Source organism: Agrobacterium sp. H141 (genome assembly GCF_057158725.1).
Map to the genome: position 1 here is coordinate 2,533,769 of NZ_CM169893.1, position 20,358 is coordinate 2,554,126.

Consider the following 20,358-nt stretch of genomic DNA (forward strand, 5'->3'; position numbering starts at 1 on the left):
CGTTTGAAATCCATCACGACACATCCCCATGAGAGTGTGTACATTCCCATCTCATTACCAGTTGCGCGTAAATCTCACAACGATCCAACTCCGTTAATGTGTACATAGGCCTCTTGGGAAAACCGGAACGGGGGGCAAGCTACATGCACTTTCGGCAGAATTTTCTGTTCATGGAGGTCCGTAGCGGGCAAAGAATGAATACAATCTTCGCCCAGGAGACAAAATCGTCATCGCTCTGTCGAAAAAGAGCAAAAAGGCGCTTGCGGGAATGAAAAGTCACCCCTATAAGGGCGCCCACGGCACGCGCCCTTCGTCTATCGGTTAGGACGCCAGATTTTCATTCTGGAAAGAGGGGTTCGACTCCCCTAGGGCGTACCAGTTTCCTCAAAATCGAATCGATAAATGATTACGGTGCTTTGGCGGCATCCGTTATACGCATTTGTACGCGGCGCGATCCCTGCCACTGATCGGCCGACAGCGAACCTGCGACGTGGATCTGATTGCCGCGTGAACTCATCAGGAAGTCCCCCAGAGGCGTTTCAGCGGCGCGGAAGGCAATGGCCTCCAGACGGCGGCCGTCCTGCGATTCCAGCGTCGCCTTGATATGCGTCGTGCCGACCGGACGGGCATCCTTGAGGCGATGGGACGGGACCGCGAACAGCGGCTGCGGATGGCCGGCTCCGAAGGGGCCAGCGGATTCAAGTTTGTCGACGAGTTCGGTGGTGGCAGCACTTGCGCCCAACGCACCATCAATCTTGAGCACCCGGTTTGCCGTCAGGGATGCGACCTGCTTTGCAGCCGATTCGTCGAAGAAGGCGCGAAGGGCACCAAGCTTGCCGCGTTCCACCGTCAGGCCCGCTGCCATGGCGTGACCGCCGCCCTTGACCAGCAGCCCGTCATCGACAGCGGCGCGCACCATCTTGCCAAGGTCAAAGCCGGTGATCGAGCGACCCGAGCCCGTGCCCTTGCCCATCGAATCAAAGGCAATAGCAAAGGCAGGGCGTTGGAACCGCTCCTTCAGGCGCGCAGCCAGAAGACCAACGATGCCCGGATGCCAGTTTTCTCTTGCGGTCAGGATGACGGCGGCGTTTTCCGCCGTGCCATATTCCGCCAGCGCCTCGGCCTGTGCCTCTTCCAGCATGGCGGCTTCCATGGCCTGACGCTCGCGGTTGAGTTCATCCAGTCTGGCGGCGATCTCGGCCGCGGCGGACTGATCATCGACCGTCAGCAACCGACTGCCGAGGGCTGCGTCGCCGATACGTCCGCCAGCGTTGATGCGCGGTCCGACGAGAAAGCCTAAGTGATAGGGCGTGACGGGGCCGCCGATGCCGGCGACCTTCAGGAGCGCTGCAAGCCCTGAATTGTTCATCAGGCGCGCTGCGGCGAGGCCTTTGACGACATAGGCGCGGTTCAGGCCCTTGAGCGGCACCACGTCGCAGATCGTGGCAAGGGCCACAAGATCCAGCAGGCTCAGCAGATCCATGCTGGTGGAGCCGGGATGGGCCGCCTTGCGCAGATCTCTCAGCGTTGCCACCAGCACCAGATAGACGACGCCGGCCGCGCAGAGATGCCCCTGCCCCGACAAATCGTCCTCCCGGTTGGGATTGACCAGAGCCAGACAGGGCGGCAATTCGTGACCAAGCTGATGGTGGTCGATAACGACGACATCAATCCCGCGTTCGCGGGCGACAGCCAGCGATTCGTGGCTTGTGGATCCGCAGTCGACGGTGACGATCAGTTGCGCGCCCCTGTCGATGAGTTCGCCGATGGCTGTCGGGTTCGGGCCGTAGCCTTCAAAAATTCTGTCCGGAATGTAGATCTCGGCCTCAACGCCGAAATGCGCCAGGAAGCGATAGAGAACGGCGGAAGATGCTGCGCCATCGACATCGTAGTCACCGAAGATCGCCACGCGCTCGCCGCGTTTGATCGCCTGCATGAGCCGCTCGGCGGCCAGATCGCAATCCGTCAGGGTCGAGGGATTGGGCATCAGCGCGCGCAGCGTGGGATCGAGGAAGAGCGTCGCCTCATCAAGCGTCACGCCGCGTCCGGCCATGACCCTTGCCACGAGATCTGACAGGCCGTGGACCTGTGACATCGCAAGCGCACGGTTTTGCCCGGCCTGATCCAGGCGCGAAATCCAACGCTGCCCCGAGACTGAATTTTCAACCCCGAGAAAGGCTCTCGGTACCGGATCCACTTCGTCCGTCATGTCACCTGTCTTGATTCTGGATGTGCCGTTGGAGCCAAGCTGACATGAGCTCCCGATACAGTTTACCCACGCCTCGATGGCATGACTTCACAATAGGTACTGGACGCGCGAAATCAACGGATGTCGTCTATCGCGATGACACCCGTTGCAATTCCTGCTCGACCGATGATGCTGACCGCGCCAGCAATGACGCGGCTGGAACCTAGCTGTCTTTCGGACGCTCGATGCGGATCACCTGCGGTTCGCCCAGCAGATAGCCCTCGGCCTTGATGGCGCTGACAGCCTTGCGGACCGAGGCTTCCATCGTCGCGTGAGTGACGAGGATGATCGTCTGCGGGTCGCCGGCCGCGACCTGCCGCTTGGAATGCTGCATGATCGATTCCAGCGAAATGCCGTTGTCTGCCATCTTGGCGGCGATCGAGGCAAACACGCCGGCACGATCCTCGACCGTGAGGCGGATGAAATACCCGCCCTCATGGCTCTGCATCTCGGCCTGACGGTAGGGCTGCATCAGACGCGCCGGCGTCCCGAAGACGGGAACGTCCTGGGTTCCCGGACGGCTCTTGGCGATATCGGTGATATCTCCCAGCACGGCGGAGGCCGTCGCGTTGCCGCCGGCACCGGGGCCAACCATCAGCAGCTCGCCCAGAATATCGGATTCGAGTGCGACGGCATTGGTTACACCATCGACCTGCGCAATCACGCTATCGAGCGGCACCATGGTTGGATGAACGCGCTGTTCGATGCCGGTCTCGGTCTTCTGGGCGACCCCCAGAAGCTTGATCCGGTACCCCAGATCGGCGGCAGCATGAATATCCTCGATCGAGATGTTGGAGATACCCTCCAGATAGATCTCGTCGGCTGCAATCTCGCTGCCAAAGGCAAGAGCGGTCATGATTGCAAGCTTATGGGCCGTATCATTGCCTTCGATGTCGAATGTCGGATCCGCTTCTGCATAACCGAGACGCTGCGCTTCCTTCAGGCAATCGGCAAAGGACAGACCTTCTTTTTCCATCCGGGTCAGGATGTAATTGCAGGTGCCGTTCATGATGCCATAGATGCGGCTGAACGAATTTCCCGTGAGCGACTCACGCATCGTCTTGATGACAGGAATGCCGCCGGCAACGGCTGCTTCATAATTCAGCAGAACGCCTTTCCCTTCAGCGATCTTTGCCAGTTCAACGCCATGGCGGGCGAGCAGGGCCTTGTTGGCCGTCACCACATGCAGACCACGCGACAAGGCCGCGCGCACCGAGTCTGCCGCAGCTCCATTGTCTCCACCCATCAATTCCACGAAGACGGAGATATCGGCGGTGGTTGCCATGTCCACGGGATTGTCATGCCATTCGATGCCCGTCAGATCCACGCCACGATCGCGTGTCCGGTCTCTTGCCGAGACGGCTACGATCTCGATCTGACGTCCGCATGCCATTGCAAGCGCATCGGCGCGTGTCTGGAGAATGCGGACCAGGGATGCGCCAACTGTTCCCAGTCCCGCAATGCCAATTCGAAGGGCATCTGCCATTGATCAATCCTGAATATTTCGGTGGGAGCGGCTCCGAACGGAGCCGCTTTTTAGGTCAACGATGGGCGTTGAGGGATACGACATTGTGCATCGTATCGTCCGCCGTTGAGAAGAACTTCTTGATGTTGCGGGCCGCCTGACGGATGCGATGCTCGTTTTCAACGAGCGCCAGACGCACGTAATCGTCACCCATTTCGCCAAAACCGATGCCGGGGGCAACGGCCACGTCGGCCTTCTCCACCAGCAGCTTGGAAAATTCGAGACTGCCGAGGTGGCGGAATTTTTCCGGTATCTTGGCCCAGGCAAACATGGTCGCTTCCGGCGGCGGCACGTCGAAGCCGGCCTTGCCGAAGCTGTCCACCATGACATCGCGACGGCGCTTGTAGATCGAACGCACCTCGGCGATGTCGGTGCCGTCGCCATTCAGCGCATGGGTCGCGGCCACCTGGATCGGCGTGAAAGCGCCGTAGTCGAGATAGGACTTGACCCGGGTCAGCGCCGAAATCAGCCTTTCATTGCCAACCGCAAAGCCCATGCGCCAACCGGGCATCGAGAATGTCTTCGACATGGAGGTGAATTCGACAGCGATATCCACTGCCCCCGGCACCTGAAGAACCGATGGCGGCGGATTGTTGTCGTCGAAATAGATCTCCGAATAGGCCAGATCCGACAACACGATGATGTCGTGTTTACGCGCAAAGGCGATCACATCCTTGTAGAAATCAAGGGTGGCCACATGGGCGGTCGGATTGGACGGATAATTGATGATCAGCGCCAGCGGCTTGGGGATCGAGTGGCGAACCGCACGTTCCAGCGGAGGAAAGAAGCTTTCGTCCGGTTCGACCGACATGGAGCGAATAACACCGCCAGCCATCAGGAAGCCGAAGGCGTGGATCGGATAGGTCGGATTCGGGCAGAGAATGACGTCGCCGGGCGCGGTGATGGCCTGCGCCATGTTGGCGAAGCCTTCCTTGGACCCAAGCGTTGCAACAACCTGCGTTTCCGGGTTGAGCTTCACTCCAAAGCGGCGAGCGTAATAGCCTGCCTGCGCGCGCCGAAGGCCCGGGATACCCTTGGACGACGAATAACGGTGCGTGCGCGGGTCCTGGACCACTTCGCACAGCTTGTCGACAATGGCCTTCGGGGTCGGAAGATCAGGATTGCCCATGCCAAGGTCGATGATATCGGCCCCACCCGCTCGCGCGCTCGCCTTCAAACGGTTGACCTGCTCGAAAACGTAAGGCGGCAAGCGCCGGACTTTATGAAATTCTTCCATTTCTCTCCCCGTTTAACCGTGCGGCGAAAGCCGCATGCGGCGGGCTCGTTTCAAGGTTGCAAAGACGGCACGGCATAAGACCACCGAACCGAAGCACTTTTTACTATAGCGCATTCCCAGACATTGCGCGCAATGTTTGGCGCAAATCTGGCGAATGACGCCCGTAACGGCCTGATTTGCGGCGAAATTCCATCAAAGGCAAGCGCTAATTGCCAAGCCTGGTCGTGGCGTCGCTGCCGTGTTTTTCCGCTATACCGCGCAGTTCCAGCAACCGCTGCCGATATTCGGCATCAGAGACCGTGCCGGCGCGACGTTGGGCGCCAAGCGCGCTCAGCTTTGCTTCGAGTGCTGCTGCCTGATCATTGCTCATCTGCGTATTGGCAGCCGTGAGCGGCGTGGAAAAATCGGGATAGCCGTCATTCGGTTGCATCGGTCCCTGATCGGTATCGTCGGGGTCCACCACCGTCACCACAGAGGGTGAACTTGCGGGCGCGGAGGCCACCATGTCGCTTCCGCCACTGACGCAACCTGCCAGCATCAAAGCAGTGCATGCCAAAAAGGCACCTGACATAGCTCGTTTTCCGTTCATCATAGAACACGTCACCCCGGATTGCGGCTTCCTGTCCGAATTCGGACGAGCCCGTCTTACCATCGCCAAAAGACTCTGCTTTTCTCTTGCTGGAACTTCTAGCTGTTTTGCGCAAGTATGTGCAAATACAAAGCGACAAGAAAAAGCGGGGAGATGGGTATGACCAAGGAGAGCGGAGCCGAAGGCCCGGGTGAAATGGCCAATCCAGCATTCGACCCGAAGCTGATCGAGCCTTACGTGGTGCGCGATCCGCAGGCGATGGCGATGAACATTGCCAAGGCCGTGGAAAATCTGGGCAAGGCGGCTTCTGAATGGATTGGCCCGCGCGAACGCGGCGAGGTTCCAAACTCAGCCGCCGAGCCAATGAACGAGCTTGTGAAAACACTTTCCCAGATTGCCGAATACTGGATGGCCGATCCCAAGCGGACACTTGAAGCGCAATCGCTTCTCCTTGGCAGCATGTTCAATGTGTGGATGCGCACCGCCCACAAGCTCTCCGGCTCGGCAGAGGCGCCCGTTGCCTCTGCTGTGAAAGACAAGCGCTTTTCCGATGAGGACTGGGAGCGCAATCCGTTTTTCGATTTTTTGCGACAGACCTATCTGGTGGTTGGCGAATGGGCCGACCGACTGGTTGAAGAGACACAAGGGCTGGATGCGCATACAAAGCACAAGGCAGCCTTTTACGTGCGCCAGTTGATGGCAGCATTGTCACCGGCCAACTTTATTGCCACCAATCCTCAGGTCTACCGCGAGACGGTGGCCAGCAACGGTGAAAACCTGGTGCGGGGCATGAAAATCCTGGCGGAAGATCTGGCAGCCGGACGCGGCGAGTTGCGCATGCGCCAGACCGACTATTCGAAATTCGCAGTCGGCAAGAATATGGCGATGACGCCCGGCAAGGTGATTGCCCAGAGCGATATCTGCGAGGTCATCCAGTATGAGCCCAGCACCGAAACCGTGCTGAAACGACCCCTGCTCATTTGCCCGCCGTGGATCAACAAATTCTACATTCTCGATCTCAATCCGCAGAAGAGCTTCATCAAGTGGTGCATCGATCAGGGACATACCGTGTTCGTGATTTCCTGGGTCAACCCGGATCAGCGCCATGCCGACAAGGGCTGGGAGGCCTATATTCGCGAGGGTATCGATTTCGCTCTGGAGACCGTGGAAAAGGCAACCGGCGAACGGCAGGTCAACTCCATCGGCTACTGTGTGGGCGGCACATTGCTGGCAGCCGCATTGGCGCTGCATGCGCAAGAGGGCGACGACCGTATTGCCAGCGCCACGCTGTTTACCACGCAGGTGGATTTCACCTTTGCCGGCGATCTCAAGGTGTTTGCCGACGAGGCACAGATCGGCGATCTGGAAGAACGGATGAAATCGACCGGCTATCTGGACGGACAGAAGATGGCGGCAGCCTTCAACATGCTGCGGTCGTCCGAGCTGATCTGGCCCTATTTCGTCAACAACTATCTGAAGGGCGTCGATCCGAGCGCCTTCGACCTCCTCTACTGGAACTCGGATTCCACCCGTATGGCCGCCGCCAACCATTCCTATTACCTGCGCAATTGTTACCTCAAAAACAATCTGACACAGGGCAAAATGGAACTGGCCGGCAAGACGCTGTCGCTTGAGGACGTCAAGGTTCCGATCTACAATCTGGCCACCAAGGAAGACCATATCGCACCGGCCAAATCGGTCTTCGTCGGCAGCCAGTATTTCGGTGGCAAGGTCGATTATGTGCTGTCCGGTTCCGGCCACATCGCGGGCGTGGTCAATCCACCCGACAAGAACAAATACCAGTACTGGACCAATGGGGCACCCGAAGGCCAGTTTGAAGACTGGGTGGAGACAGCCAAAGAACATGCCGGCTCCTGGTGGCCGCACTGGCAAACATGGGTCGAGGCACTGGACGACGAGCGCGTGCCCGCCCGCAAGCCGGGCGGTGGCAAGCTGAACGCAATTGGCGACGCGCCGGGAAGCTATGTGCTGGAGCGGGTGTAGCGTGAGCGCATACCCTTCATCCGACTGCAGGCACATCTCCGCTCCGCATGCGGGACAATTGTCGACATTGCCCGGTCAGGGGCAAAGCCATCGGCAACGGCAACGGCTCGCTGAACAGTGGTAAGTGCAGCTGCCGGTTTGCGGTGCCACTTCGAAACGGCTAGACCGGGTCCATGAAATTTGCCCCGCCCCTCGTGCCCGCCACACTTATCCACCGCTACAAGCGCTTCCTGTTCGATGCGGTGCTGGATGATGGCACAGAGATGACCGGGTTTTGTCCCAATACCGGCTCGATGCGGGGCCTGACCACGCCGGGATCGCGAATCTGGCTGGCCGATCATCTGGGATCGGAACGAAAGTACCGATATTCCTGGGAACTGATCGAGGCCGAGGGGACCGTCATCGGCGTCCATGCGGCGGCGGCAAACCGGCTTGCGGAAGAGGCAATGACCGGCGGACTTGTCGGAGATCTGGGTGGATACGAAGACCTTCGGCGCGAACAGCGCTACGGCAAGAACTCGCGCGTGGACTTTCTGCTTTCCGGCGACGGGCGGCCCGATACCTATGTCGAGGTCAAGAATGTCCATTTCTCGCGCGAGGGCGGACTTGCCGAATTTCCAGACACCGTCACTGCACGCGGCGCAAAGCATCTGGTGGAGCTTGCCGCGATGGTTGCAGCCGGCCACAGGGCTGTTATGCTCTATCTGATCCAGAGGGACGATTGCGACCGGTTTAGCATTTCAGGCGATCTGGATCCTGCCTATGTCAGGGCTTTTACTGCCGCCAGTGCCACCGGGGTGGAAGCCTATGCTGTGAGTTGCCGGGTATCGCCGGTAGAAATTGCCCCGCATCGCCTGATCACCATGGACGAACCCGCCCTGGCTGCATTAGAAACGAGATAAATCGAAAGACCGAAAGTCAGCATATGGTGAACTACATCGATGCGGCCACCGCGCCGCTCAAGAATACCGGCGCGATCCGCCTATACGATGCGGCGGCATTTGAGGGCATGCGCAAGGCATGTCAATTGACGGCACGCTGCCTGGATGAACTGGCAGCGGTGGTAAAACCCGGCGTGACCACCAATGCCATCGACCGCTTCGTGTTCGAATTCGGCATGGACAATGGCGCCCTGCCCGCGACCCTCAATTATCGCGGCTACAAATATTCGGTCTGCACCTCGATCAATCACGTGGTCTGTCACGGTATGCCGGATGAAAAGCCACTGCGCGAAGGCGATATCGTCAATATCGACGTGACCTATGTGCTGAATGGCTGGCATGGCGATTCCAGTCGCATGTATCCCGTCGGAACGGTCAAGCGCGCCGCCGAACGGTTGATGGAAGTGACCTATGAATGCCTGGAACGCGGCATTGCCGCCGTGCGCCCCGGTGCACGCACCGGCGCCATCGGCGAGGCGATCCAGACCTATGCGGAAAGCGAGCGATGCTCGGTCGTGCGCGACTTCTGCGGCCACGGCGTTGGCAGCCTTTTCCACGACAGTCCCAATATCCTGCATTACGGCAAGAGCAATGAAGGGCCGGAACTGAAGGAAGGCATGATCTTCACCATCGAGCCGATGATCAATCTCGGCAAGCCGCATGTGAAGGTGCTTTCCGATGGCTGGACGGCGGTGACCCGCGACCGTTCGCTGACGGCGCAATACGAACATACCGTGGGCGTGACCGCTGGCGGATGCGAGATTTTCACGCTCTCCCCCGGCGGGCTGGACCGGCCGGGGCTGCCGCCACTCAAAGGCTAGAACATAAGGAACAGGGCATGGCGAAACACCCGCGCGACGATCGACAGGACGGCTTTCAGGCCTCTCTCGACAGCGCGGGGGAAGCCGAGCCCGTAGCCGACGAACGCGGCTTTTTCGCCGACCGACCTGCCAAGACCTCGACGATAGCCAACGAGCTCGCGCGCCAGAGCGCTACCGACGCCAAGAATGCCCATTATCATGGACATCGAGACCGGTTACGCACGCGTTTTCGTGACAATGGCGATGCAGCGCTGGCCGACTATGAAATCCTCGAACTTCTGCTGTTTCGGCTGATCCCCCGACGCGATACCAAACCGATTGCCAAGGCGCTGATTGACCGCTTTGGAACGCTGGCCGGAGTTTTCGGAGCGCCTATGCCATTATTGCAGGAGGTGAGCGGTATCGGCGAACTGGCAGCCCTCGATCTCAAGCTCATTTCCACCGTCGCCCATCGCATGCTGAAAAGTGAATTGCGCGGGCGCCAGGTGCTTGCCTCGTGGTCATCGGTCATCGATTATTGCCATGCCGCCATGGCCTATGAGGACCGCGAACAGTTTCGCATCCTGTTTCTCGACAAGCGCAATGCGCTGATTGCCGACGAGGTTCAGGGCCGCGGCACGGTCGACCATACACCTGTGTATACGCGCGAGGTGGTGAAGCGCGCGCTGGAGCTCTCGGCAACGGCCATCATCCTCGTTCACAACCATCCGTCCGGCGATCCGACACCGTCACGGGCCGATATCGACATGACCAAAATGATCATCGATACGGCAAAGCCGCTTGGCATTACCATCCACGATCACATCATCATCGGCCGCGATGGCCATGCCAGCCTCAGAGGGCTGCGGCTGATCTGATCTTTCCCGGGGACCGACCTGCGACCACAGCGCACTGCAACGCTTGTATGCAGAGAGCGTCAACGACACTCATCGCTCTTGCCGTGCGCAACTGCCAATCGCGCGAATGCATTTTAAGATTGCATATATTTACTAAATCAATTTTTAGGTGCATTATTTTGATGTTCACTTAAAGATTGAGGAGGTCTTCATGGCGCATGGCACGGCAGGCAAGGCGGACATCGTTGCTCCGCGCTCACCCTTTTATCATGGCCCATTCGGTCGCATTTGCCCCGACCTGGACCCATGGACGCCGCCATTGGGGGACAATGCCGGTGAGAGAGAAATCACTGCACATTTCCTCCAGATGGCAAATACGCTGATGGTGGAGTTTCCCGATGGACAGCCACCGAACGAGACATCGGAGGCGGTTACAAAGCTTTCATCGAAAATCCCGGCGGCCTATACGTATTTCGGTCAGTTCATCGACCACGACATCACCTTCGATCCGGCATCGTCTCTGATGCGACAAAATGATCCGGCAGGGCTGATGAACCACCGCACGCCGCGCTTTGATCTCGACAATGTCTACGGCAGAGGTCCTGATGACAGCCCATATCTCTACGACCAGCGAGAGGATCAAAAAGGGAAATTGCTGCTTGGTGAGATTGCCGACACGAAATTTCCCGATCTGCCACGCAACGCGCAAGGACGTGCCCTGATCGGTGATATGCGCAATGACGAGAATGCCATCGTCTCACAGCTTCAATTGTCCTTCCTGAAGGCTCACAATACGTTGGTGGACAGGGCAATCACCCGGAAATTCGCAGACCCGTTCGAAAAAGCACGCATGAGCCTGCGCTGGCTTTACCAATATATTGTGTGGAACGATTTCGTTCGGCGCGTGACCAAGGCGGAAATCTTCGATTCAGCGTTTGAAAAACAGATGTTCCCCATGGGGCGTACTGTCTGGAAACCCGGCATGAAGGATGTGTTCCACTGGAAGAACCAGCCATATATGCCTGTCGAGTTTTCTGTGGCTGCTTATCGCTTCGGTCATTCCATGGTGCGCAATGCCTATCAGACGAACAATCCCGTTAGAGGGTTTGGCGATTTCGCCCCGTTGTTCGATAAGGCGACGCCTGACAACGATCTTCGCGGATTTGGTCCGATCAAGATCCAGAATGCCATTCAATGGGATTGGTTCTTGCAGATGGAAAGTTCTGCCGGCCCCTTCCCGCAACACACGCGCAAGATCGACAGCAAGCTTGCCAATGCGCTTATGCAATTACCCAACGAGCCAGTCCCCATGAATGTTCTTGGCTTCCGTAACCTCTTGCGTGGCTGGCGGTTTTCGTTGCCATCGGGCACATCTGTCGCCCGCAAGTACTGCCTGCCCCCGATGGACATCGATCCCAAGCATGACAGTCTGTGGTACTATGTCCTCAAGGAAGCCGAAACGCAGGAGGGAGGCGAAACACTGGGGGCATTGGGGTCCACCATTGTCTGCGCCGTATTTTCCGGCCTCCTGCTCGGCGATCCGACTTCTTATGTCAACATAGCGCCTTGCTGGACGCCGGATGACGATCCCTTACTTGAAGCTGGCGACAAGCGCGACGCAAAGGATTGGACCCTTGCATCGATCATCCGTATCGCTGGCATGCCAGCCAGCGATAGCGATTTCACCATGATGATGAAAAATGGAAAGATCGACTAAGCTCAAGACAACGGGACCGGTTCTTCACCGACTGTGTTGGAGAATGACCTTGAGGAAAGCGTCGCCGTAGCGCTCGAGCTTGGACTGGCCGATGCCGGAGATGTCGAGCATTTCGGCTTCGTCCGTCGGGCGCTCGGTGGCCATGGCAACCAGCGTGGTGTCGGGAAAGACGACATAGGGCGGAACGGAGAGGTCCTTGGCGATTTCCATGCGTTTGGCGCGCAGCGCCTCGAACAGTTCGCCGTCGGCCTGATCGAGGCTTGCCTTGGCGCTTGCGGCGCTTGGAGAGGACGTTCGCGACGCCTTGCCCTTGGTCGGACGGTCCTTGCGGAATTTGACCTCGCGCTCCTTGCGAAACACCGCACGGGCTTCTTCCGGCTCCAGCTTCAGCGCGCCGAATGCTTCATGGTCGACGCGCACCAGGCCTGCTGCCAGCAGTTGTCGATAAACGGATTGCCAGGTCTTTGCCGGCAGATCCCTGCCCGCGCCAAAGACCGGCATATCGGCATGGCCGAAGCGCTGCGTGCGTTCGTTTTCATTGCCCAACAGCACGTCGATCAGGTGGCCAGCACCGAAGCGTTCGCCGGTACGGTATATGGCGGCGAGCGCCTTGATCGCGGCCTCCGTTCCATCCCAGGTTTCGACCGGCTTCAGGCAGGTATCGCAATTGCCGCAATGACCCGCATGGGCCTCGCCGAAATGGGCAAGAATTGCCTGGCGCCGGCATCCGGGCGTTTCGCAGATGGCGAGCAGAGCGTTCAGCTTTGCGCGCTCCACCCGCTTGATTTCCGGCGAGGAATTGCCGCCATCGATCATGCGGCCACGCTGAATGACATCCGCCATGCCGTAGGCCATCCAGACCTCCGATGGCAGGCCATCGCGCCCTGCCCGGCCTGTCTCCTGGTAATAGGCCTCAACGGAGCCCGGCAGATCCAGATGGGCGACATAACGCACATTGGGCTTGTCGATACCCATGCCGAAGGCGACGGTTGCGACAAGGCAGAGATCTTCTTCTTTCAGGAAAGCATCCTGATGGGCGTCACGCTGCTCGCGCTCCATGCCCGCATGATAAGGCAGCGCGCGTATGCCCTGCTTGTCCAGCCATTCGGCGGTTTCTTCCACCTTGGCGCGCGACAGGCAGTACACAATGCCGCTGGCCCCCTTGTGGCGCGCAAGGAAGCGCAATAGCTGCTGGCGCGGCTGGTCGCGTTCCACGATCTCATAGGCAATATTGGCGCGGTCGAACGACGTGGTAAAAACCTTTGCGCCACCAAGACCAAGGCGCTCGATAATATCCTCGCGCGTATGCGGGTCCGCAGTCGCTGTCAGCGCCATGCGCGGTACGCCCGGATATTGTTCCGCAAGCTTTCCGAGTTCGCGATATTCCGGTCTGAAGTCATGGCCCCATTGCGACACGCAATGGGCTTCATCGATGGCAAACAGAGAAATCTTCGCATTGCCCATCATGTCGCGGAAGCCGGGTGTGACAATGCGCTCCGGCGTCACGTAGAGCATGTCCAGCTTTCCAGCCGATATGGCGCTGCGGATATCGGCAAATTCCTCACGGCTGAGCGAGGAATTCAGCGCGGCCGCCTTGACACCCAGTTGCTTCAACGCCTCCACCTGATCGCGCATCAGGGCGATCAGCGGCGAAACGACAATACCAATGCCGTCACGGCAAAGTGCCGGGATCTGGAAGCACAGCGATTTTCCGGCACCGGTTGGAAACAGCACCACAGCATCGCCGCCGCCAACCACCTGCTCCACCACTTCTGCCTGTCTTCCGCGGAACGTGGAATAGCCATAAACCGTCTTCAACACCGACAACGGATTCCTGACGCCGTCTGTGTCGAAAATTGGCTCGATACGGGATTGAGGTTGCAGCATGGACTCGCTTTCTTCAGGCATGCCCTTCTATGGCACGGATCGGGCCTCGACGGCGAGCCTTGCGGCGGTGGAGCCCTCACTATCCCCTGTTCGTCCAGCTTCAGCCTGTGCCTGACCGATGGCGGTTTGCATACATGCAACAGGTTTTGCGCCGGGTGATAACCAAACAGTCAGAATGATGTGCTAGTTTATGCTGCAGTGCGGGGTGACCGCCTATCCGATTCGCGTTCTAAGCTCAGGGACAGACCTCATGAACAGTTACGACCTCGTCGTGGTCGGTAGTGGACCGGCAGGACGCCGCGCCGCAATTCAGGCAGCGAAGCTGGACAAGACAGTCCTTGTCATCGAAAAAGGTTCGCGCGTCGGTGGGGTGTCTGTCCACACCGGCACCATCCCGTCCAAGACTTTGCGCGAAACGGCGCTGAATCTGACCGGCTGGCGGGAGCGCGGCTTTTATGGCCGCGCATACCGGGTCAAGCAGGAGATTTCGGCGGAAGATCTGCGCCGGCGCCTGTTGATCACGCTCAATCATGAAGTCGATGTACTCGAACATCAGTTCTCTCGTAACCGTGTGCATCAGATGCGCGGCAAGGCGCATTTCATCGACCGCGATACGCTGGAAGTGGAAAAAGACGACGGCGAAGTGCTGCGCGTTGGCGCCAAAGCGGTCTTGCTTGCCGTGGGTACGCGCCCATTCCGCCCGTCTCACATTCCCTTCGATGGCGAAACGATCATCGACAGCGACGAGGTTCTGGAGATCAAGCACCTGCCGCGCTCACTGATCGTGATCGGGGCCGGCGTCATCGGCGTCGAATATGCCACGATCTTCTCCGCACTCGATACTGCTGTGACGCTGGTCGAGCCACGCGACACCATGCTCGATTTCATCGACAAGGAGATCGTCGAGGACTTCACCTATCAATTGCGCGATCGCAACATGAAACTGATCTTCGGTCAGTCGGTGGAAGAGGTGGTCAAGGAAGACAGCGGCAAATGTCGCGTGACGCTGAAGAACGGTCGTGTGCTGCAAAGCGAAATGGTGCTGTTTGCCGCGGGCCGCACGGGCGCTGTCGATACACTGAACCTTGAGGCTGCAGGTCTTGAAGCCGACCATCGCGGCCGTCTCAAGGTCGATCCCGAATCGTTCCAGACGGATGTTCCCGGCATCTATGCAGCCGGCGATGTCATCGGCTTTCCCTCGCTTGCCTCCACCTCCATGGAACAGGGCCGCATCGCTGCCCGTCATGCGGTGGGCGTCCACGCCAGCGAGCCGCCGCAATATTTTCCCTATGGCATCTATGCCGTGCCGGAAATTTCCACTTGCGGGCTGACCGAAGAAGAAGTGCTGGAGCGTGGCATTGCCTATGAATGCGGCGTGGCGCATTTCCGCGAAACCTCGCGCGGCCACATCATGGGCCTGGATACCGGCATGCTGAAGATGATCTTCTCCTTGAAGACCCGCAGGCTTTTAGGCGTCCACATTGTTGGCGAAGGCGCGACCGAACTGGTGCATATCGGACAGGCGGTGCTCAACCTCAAAGGCACGATCGACTATTTCGTCCGCAACACCTTCAACTATCCGACGCTCGCCGAAGCCTACAAAATTGCAGGCCTGGACGCGTGGAACCGGATGGGTGAACCGAAGACGGAGTGAGCGCCGACGGCGCTCCCCATCTATGTCTGCCTTTCCGGAAGCGTGGTGACCGTAGCGACGAGTTCGTGGCCATAGTCTCCGGTCACCGGCCTGTCACCGAACAGGAGATGATAGACAAGCGGGGCAACGACCCGGTCAATCACCTCGTCGACGGAAAAGACACGTTCCCCTCGCGCTGCGGAGCGCGCGGCAATCGCCTCCAGTTGTCCGCGAACAAGCTCACAGCATCGGACGGCATAGATGTTTTCCCCTTTGGGAAGGAAGAGATCTTTCAGCAGTTCGCGGCCGACTGCAGACGACATTTCCTCGGCATATTGCTCGGCCCAGGCTTCCAGATCCAATCTTGCATTGCCGAGATCGACGGGATCGGCTTGAGGACGCATTCGTTCTGCGGCCACATCGGCCAGAACCTCTGAAAGATCGCCCCAACGTCGATAGATGGTGGATGGCGGAATGCCGGCGCGCTCCGCCAGCATCGGCACGGTAATGGAAGAGCGCTCGACTTCTGTCAGCAATTGGCGGACGGCATCGTGAACAGCCTGCTGAATACGGGCGCTTCGGCCACCCTGCCTGATCATCGTTTTGGCCATCAGATATCCTGGCACCTTGTTTGCACCTGCCGCAAGCAGGCTATTTCCTAACATCGCTAACGCGAATATATTGCAATAACACAGATAAGGTCTATATCCCTAACGCACATATTTCGCGTTAAGGATAATTCCCATGTCGTCACCTGCCCCGAGCGCCCTGCAACGTGTCGCTCCTTTCGGATTCTCCACCGTCGTCACCTTTTTCGCCGTCAGCGGGGCACCGACCCCGATTTACCACATCTATCAGGAGACCTATGGATTTGCGGCCTCGACGATCACGATCATTTTCGCGATGTATGTGGCAAGTCTGCTCATCGGGTTATTGCTTTTCGGCGGGCTCTCGGATTTCATCGGTCGGCGTCCGGTTGTCTTTGCCGGCCTCCTTTTCAACCTTGCGGCATTGGCAGCCTTTCTGATGGCGGACGGTGCGAGCATGCTGATCTTCGCCCGCTTTCTGCAAGGTCTGGGTACCGGACTTGCCATACCGGCGCTGGGTGCACAGATCCTCGATACCGCACCCAAGAATGGACCGGTGTTAAACAGCGCAGGTGCCTTCGTCGGCCTGATGACCGGCACATTGCTTTCCGCTATCCTGGTGACCTACGCGCCGGACCCAACCCACACCGTTTATCTCGTGCTCGTCGTCGTGATCCTGCTGGAGATGGCCTTGCTTTTGGTCATTCCCGAAACGGTGACACGCAAACCGGGCGCGATCGCGTCATTGCGGCCGCGCGTTTCCATTCCACCGCGGGCGATGTCGGCAGTGCTCAGAACCGCACCGGTGAACATCGCCGGATGGGCGCTTGGCGGCTTCTATCTCTCGCTGATGCCGAGCCTCGTGAGTGCGGCGACCGGCAACCATTCGCCGCTGGTCGGCGGTGCGGTCGTGTCAGCGCTGATGCTGACATCGGTCATTGTGGTGGTTGCCACAGGCAAGTCGCGCCCGACCTCGGTCCTTACCGTTGGATCATCCGCCCTCGTCGCCGGCGTGGTCGTGACCATGCTCGGCGTCAGCCTCCACCAGACCGTTTTGATGTTTGCAGGCACGGTCGTTGCCGGCATCGGCTTCGGCGGCAATTTCGGCGCGATCCTGCGGACCGTTCTTCCCTTTGCCGATCAGGATGACCGCGCCGCGCTGCTATCGACCTTCTTTGTCCAGAGCTATCTCGCTTTTGCCCTGCCCGCAATTGCAGCCGGTATGGCGGCACCGGTTCTCGGCCTTGTGACGACCACCTATCTCTACGGTACAGCCATCGTGATATTGGCGCTCACATCGCTTGTCGCCATACGGAGGCTGGAGCCCAGCGCGAATTGACATTGCCGTTGGGGGGCGAGTTCGCGGACAATGTCACCGCAGCAATCTGAGCGCATTCATCGTCACCAATACGGTCGCGCCCGTATCGGCAAGGATCGCCGGCCAAAGGCCGGTGATGCCGGCGATGGTGGTGACCAGGAAGACGGCTTTGAGGCCGAGCGCGATGGCGATGTTCTGGTGGATGTTGCGCATGGTCTTCTTCGATAGCGCGATGAGTGCGGCGATATCGCCAACACGACCGTGAAGGATTGCGGCGTCTGCGGTTTCGAGAGCCACATCGGTGCCGCCGCCCATGGCGATGCCGACATTGGCCGCGGCAAGCGCCGGGGCATCGTTGATGCCATCGCCCACCTTGCCGACCATATGGCCTTCCGCCTGCAACTCGCCGACAATGCGGCTTTTGTCGGCGGGCAGCAGGTCAGCGCGAACCTCGATGCCCAACCGGGCTCCGATTGCCTTCGCCGTCAGCGCATTGTCGCCGGTCAGCATGACGGTTCTGATGCCCGCCAGTTCCAGCGCTTTCAGGCCGTCTTCGGCATCTGCGCGTGGTTCATCGCGCAAGGCGATCAGACCTGCGATTTGACCATCTACCAGAAGCACCGAGACGGTCTTGCCGTCTGCATGGAGCGCCTCGATCTCCTGCTTGTGTGCATCACTGATGTCGCCACGCTCGCTTGCATATTTTCGCGAACCGAAGAAGATCTCGCTACCTTCCACCGTGGCACTGACGCCCTTGCCGCCCAGCGCCTTGTTGTCGCTGCTGCGTGGAAGATCGAGCTTGTCGACTTCTGCCTTTTTGAGGATTGCCAGTGCGAGCGGATGGCTTGAGCCGGCCTCGACTGCGGCTGCCAGCCTCAAGACTTCCGTCTCTGATCGACCATAGGACACGATGTCGGTCACCTTCGGCTTGCCCTCGGTCAGGGTGCCGGTCTTGTCGAGCGCAATGGCCGTCAGCTTGCCCAGCGTTTCAAGAACGGACCCGCCCTTGATCAGAAGGCCGCGGCGGGCACCGGCAGACAGGGAGGCGGCGATGGCGGCCGGTGTGGAGATGACCAGCGCGCAAGGGCAGCCGATCAAGAGGATGGCAAGGCCTTTGTAGACCCATTCATTCCAGCTTGCACCGAGCAACAAGGGCGGCAGGATGGCGACAAGAGCTGCTGCAGCCACCACACCCGGCGTGTAATAACGCGAGAAGCGGTCGATAAAGCGCTCGGTCGGAGCCTTCTTTTCCTGCGCCTCTTCGACCAGACGAACAACGCGGGCAATCGTGTTGTCTTCGGCAGCGGCTGTGACCTCGATCCGCAGGACTGCATCGCCATTGACCGTGCCGGCAAAGACCGCATCGCCCTTCGCCTTGAAGACCGGCACGCTTTCACCGGTGACGGGCGCTTCGTCGATGGCGCTCTCGCCGGACAGGATGATGCCATCGGCGGAGATGCGGTCCCCCGGACGGGCGATAATGATGGATCCGATCGACAGTGTTTCCGCCGGCACTTCGCGGGTCTTGCCTTGCTCGTCTTCCAGCAGCGCTTTCTTCGGAACAAGCTCGGAAAGCGAGCGGATGCTTTGCCGGGCCTTTCCGGCGGCGACACCTTCCAGCAATTCGCCAACAAGGAACAGAAAGACGACCATAGCCGCCTCTTCCGTGGCGTTGATGATCAGCGCGCCGACAGCGGCTATCGTCATCAGCATTTCGATGGAAAAGGGTGTGCCGGCCAATGCTGCCATCACGGCCCGGCGGGCAATCGGCACGAGACCCACCAGCATGGCAGCGGCAAACGCCCAAATTTCAATTGCCGGCAAAACGAGACCAACCAGATAGGCCGCCACCAGCGCGGCACCGGACAGGATGGTCAGGCGACCTTTCGGGCTTTTCCACCAGGGGCCATCCATTGGTGTATGGTCGTGGCCATGCAGACCTTCCACGACAGGGGCGTCTCCTTCACCCTCGCGATCATGATCATGCCGCCCGGAATTGGCATCATGGTCGTGATCTCCGCCGCAGCACGTGCCGTGGGTGTGCTGGCCTGTGTGTGTGCCGGGCTGCTTCGCCTGCGCGGGTGATACGGAATAGCCGAGCCGACGAACCTTCTTGCCAATTGCATCCAGATCGGATGTCTCGTCATGGGAGACGGTCATCGTGCCTGCGGTGACGGACACGGAGACATCGTCCACGCCGGGCATACCGCGCACTGCCGTGTCGATCTTGCTGGCGCAAGAGGCGCAATCCATGCCGCCAATGCGGAAGCGTGTTTGTCTTTGCATGCTCATCAATCCGTCCTTTCGGTCTCATAAGCATGTTGTAAGACCTCTAGCCGCTAGAGATACAAGAGCCCAATTTCACAAAACGCGATGGCAGGCCCGCCTTGTTCCGAAAGACATGGCCGATACTCTCTGCGGCCGGTTTCAGGATGATGCGAGGCATGCGCAACTGCGCATTTTTCAAATGCATGCTGCCTGAGGGGTGGACGAACTGCGTTTTACAATGGCATCGGTAGGCTTGAGACAGTCCGACGACCACCTAACGTTCAAACGAGACATCCCAATCTGCATGCCAATCGAAGCCCCGATACCCCTTGCCCACCGATCCTGCGGCACCTGCACCTTGTGTTGCAGACTGCCGGAAATCGATGCGCTGTCGAAGCCCGCCAATGCATGGTGCGTCAATTGTGTCGAAGGCTTTGGCTGCCGCGTCTATGAGGAGCGTCCGCAGCTTTGCCGGGACTTCCTCTGTCTCTGGATGACCGACGAGACCCTCGGACCGGAATGGGAACCTGCCGACACCCATATGATGATTTATCGGCAGGGACCGCAGATCACCGTCCTGGTTGATCCCGAGCATCCCGATGCCTGGAAGACGGAGCCGCGTGCTTCTGCCTTGCGAGACTGGGCAGCGGAGGCAGAGCCCAGATCCGAATATATCATCGTCTTTGTGGGCGATGACGTGTTCAAGGTGGAGCCGCAACCACGCGGCGTGTAGCTTGGTGGATCAGA

General features: G+C 59.1%; 15 protein-coding genes and 1 tRNA gene. 9 read left to right on the forward strand and 7 right to left on the reverse strand.

Going from position 1 to position 20,358, the window contains the following annotated elements:
* Positions 1-303 precede the first annotated feature (303 nt).
* Positions 304-378, forward strand: a tRNA-Glu gene (locus tag ACWPM9_RS11590).
* Positions 379-406: 28 nt separating this feature from the next.
* Here the strand turns inward: ACWPM9_RS11590 and recJ are convergent.
* From recJ to ACWPM9_RS11610, 4 genes are all read right to left on the reverse strand, one after another.
* Positions 407-2,209, reverse strand: a complete 1,803-nt coding sequence (recJ, locus tag ACWPM9_RS11595; protein WP_484755238.1) for a single-stranded-DNA-specific exonuclease RecJ — start codon at positions 2,207-2,209, stop codon at positions 407-409.
* Between the two features lie 202 nt (positions 2,210-2,411).
* Complete coding sequence (locus ACWPM9_RS11600; RefSeq protein WP_484755239.1) at positions 2,412-3,734, reverse strand: homoserine dehydrogenase; 1,323 nt, start codon at positions 3,732-3,734, stop codon at positions 2,412-2,414.
* A gap of 55 nt (positions 3,735-3,789) precedes the next feature.
* A complete protein-coding gene (locus tag ACWPM9_RS11605) occupies positions 3,790-5,010 on the reverse strand; it encodes an LL-diaminopimelate aminotransferase (protein ID WP_428186571.1) in 1,221 nt (406 codons plus the stop codon).
* A 205-nt stretch (positions 5,011-5,215) separates the two neighbouring features.
* The gene (locus ACWPM9_RS11610) at positions 5,216-5,548 is read right to left on the reverse strand and encodes a hypothetical protein (protein ID WP_484755240.1); all 333 of its coding nucleotides are present in this window, start codon (positions 5,546-5,548) and stop codon (positions 5,216-5,218) included.
* Positions 5,549-5,794: 246 nt separating this feature from the next.
* On the opposite strand from ACWPM9_RS11610, the gene ACWPM9_RS11615 reads away from it, so the two are divergent.
* The 5 genes from ACWPM9_RS11615 (at position 5,795) to ACWPM9_RS11635 (ending at position 11,918) form a co-directional block, all read left to right on the forward strand.
* The gene (locus ACWPM9_RS11615) at positions 5,795-7,603 is read left to right on the forward strand and encodes a PHA/PHB synthase family protein (RefSeq protein WP_428186786.1); all 1,809 of its coding nucleotides are present in this window, start codon (positions 5,795-5,797) and stop codon (positions 7,601-7,603) included.
* Between the two features lie 173 nt (positions 7,604-7,776).
* The gene (gene sfsA / locus ACWPM9_RS11620; protein WP_484755241.1) at positions 7,777-8,505 is read left to right on the forward strand and encodes a DNA/RNA nuclease SfsA; all 729 of its coding nucleotides are present in this window, start codon (positions 7,777-7,779) and stop codon (positions 8,503-8,505) included.
* A 23-nt stretch (positions 8,506-8,528) separates the two neighbouring features.
* Positions 8,529-9,365, forward strand: coding sequence for a type I methionyl aminopeptidase (gene map / locus ACWPM9_RS11625; protein ID WP_428186568.1), 837 nt, complete (start codon positions 8,529-8,531; stop codon positions 9,363-9,365).
* Positions 9,366-9,382: 17 nt separating this feature from the next.
* Entirely contained in the window at positions 9,383-10,222 is an 840-nt protein-coding gene (gene radC, locus ACWPM9_RS11630) for a RadC family protein (RefSeq protein ID WP_484755242.1), read from the forward strand.
* A gap of 190 nt (positions 10,223-10,412) precedes the next feature.
* On the forward strand, positions 10,413-11,918 hold the full coding sequence (locus ACWPM9_RS11635; protein WP_484755243.1) for a peroxidase family protein: 1,506 nt from the start codon (positions 10,413-10,415) through the stop codon (positions 11,916-11,918).
* A gap of 24 nt (positions 11,919-11,942) precedes the next feature.
* Here ACWPM9_RS11635 and recQ read toward each other — a convergent pair whose 3' ends face one another.
* Complete coding sequence (gene recQ, locus ACWPM9_RS11640) at positions 11,943-13,805, reverse strand: DNA helicase RecQ (RefSeq protein ID WP_484755244.1); 1,863 nt, start codon at positions 13,803-13,805, stop codon at positions 11,943-11,945.
* 250 nt (positions 13,806-14,055) lie between these two features.
* Between recQ and sthA the strand changes: the two genes are divergently transcribed.
* On the forward strand, positions 14,056-15,459 hold the full coding sequence (gene sthA / locus ACWPM9_RS11645) for a Si-specific NAD(P)(+) transhydrogenase (RefSeq protein ID WP_484755245.1): 1,404 nt from the start codon (positions 14,056-14,058) through the stop codon (positions 15,457-15,459).
* 20 nt (positions 15,460-15,479) lie between these two features.
* Here the strand turns inward: sthA and ACWPM9_RS11650 are convergent, their stop codons facing one another.
* Positions 15,480-16,049: a TetR-like C-terminal domain-containing protein gene (locus tag ACWPM9_RS11650; protein ID WP_484755246.1), complete on the reverse strand. Its 570-nt coding sequence runs from the start codon at positions 16,047-16,049 to the stop codon at positions 15,480-15,482.
* A gap of 133 nt (positions 16,050-16,182) precedes the next feature.
* On the opposite strand from ACWPM9_RS11650, the gene ACWPM9_RS11655 reads away from it, so the two are divergent.
* On the forward strand, positions 16,183-17,364 hold the full coding sequence (locus ACWPM9_RS11655; protein WP_484755247.1) for an MFS transporter: 1,182 nt from the start codon (positions 16,183-16,185) through the stop codon (positions 17,362-17,364).
* A gap of 33 nt (positions 17,365-17,397) precedes the next feature.
* On the opposite strand, the gene ACWPM9_RS11660 is transcribed toward ACWPM9_RS11655, so the two are convergent.
* Positions 17,398-19,635: a heavy metal translocating P-type ATPase gene (locus ACWPM9_RS11660; RefSeq protein WP_484755248.1), complete on the reverse strand. Its 2,238-nt coding sequence runs from the start codon at positions 19,633-19,635 to the stop codon at positions 17,398-17,400.
* Positions 19,636-19,915: 280 nt separating this feature from the next.
* Here ACWPM9_RS11660 and ACWPM9_RS11665 point away from each other — a divergent pair, with 280 nt between their 5' ends.
* Positions 19,916-20,344 (forward strand): hypothetical protein, encoded by a 429-nt coding sequence (locus ACWPM9_RS11665; RefSeq protein WP_484755249.1) that lies wholly within the window; start codon positions 19,916-19,918, stop codon positions 20,342-20,344.
* Positions 20,345-20,358 lie beyond the last annotated feature (14 nt).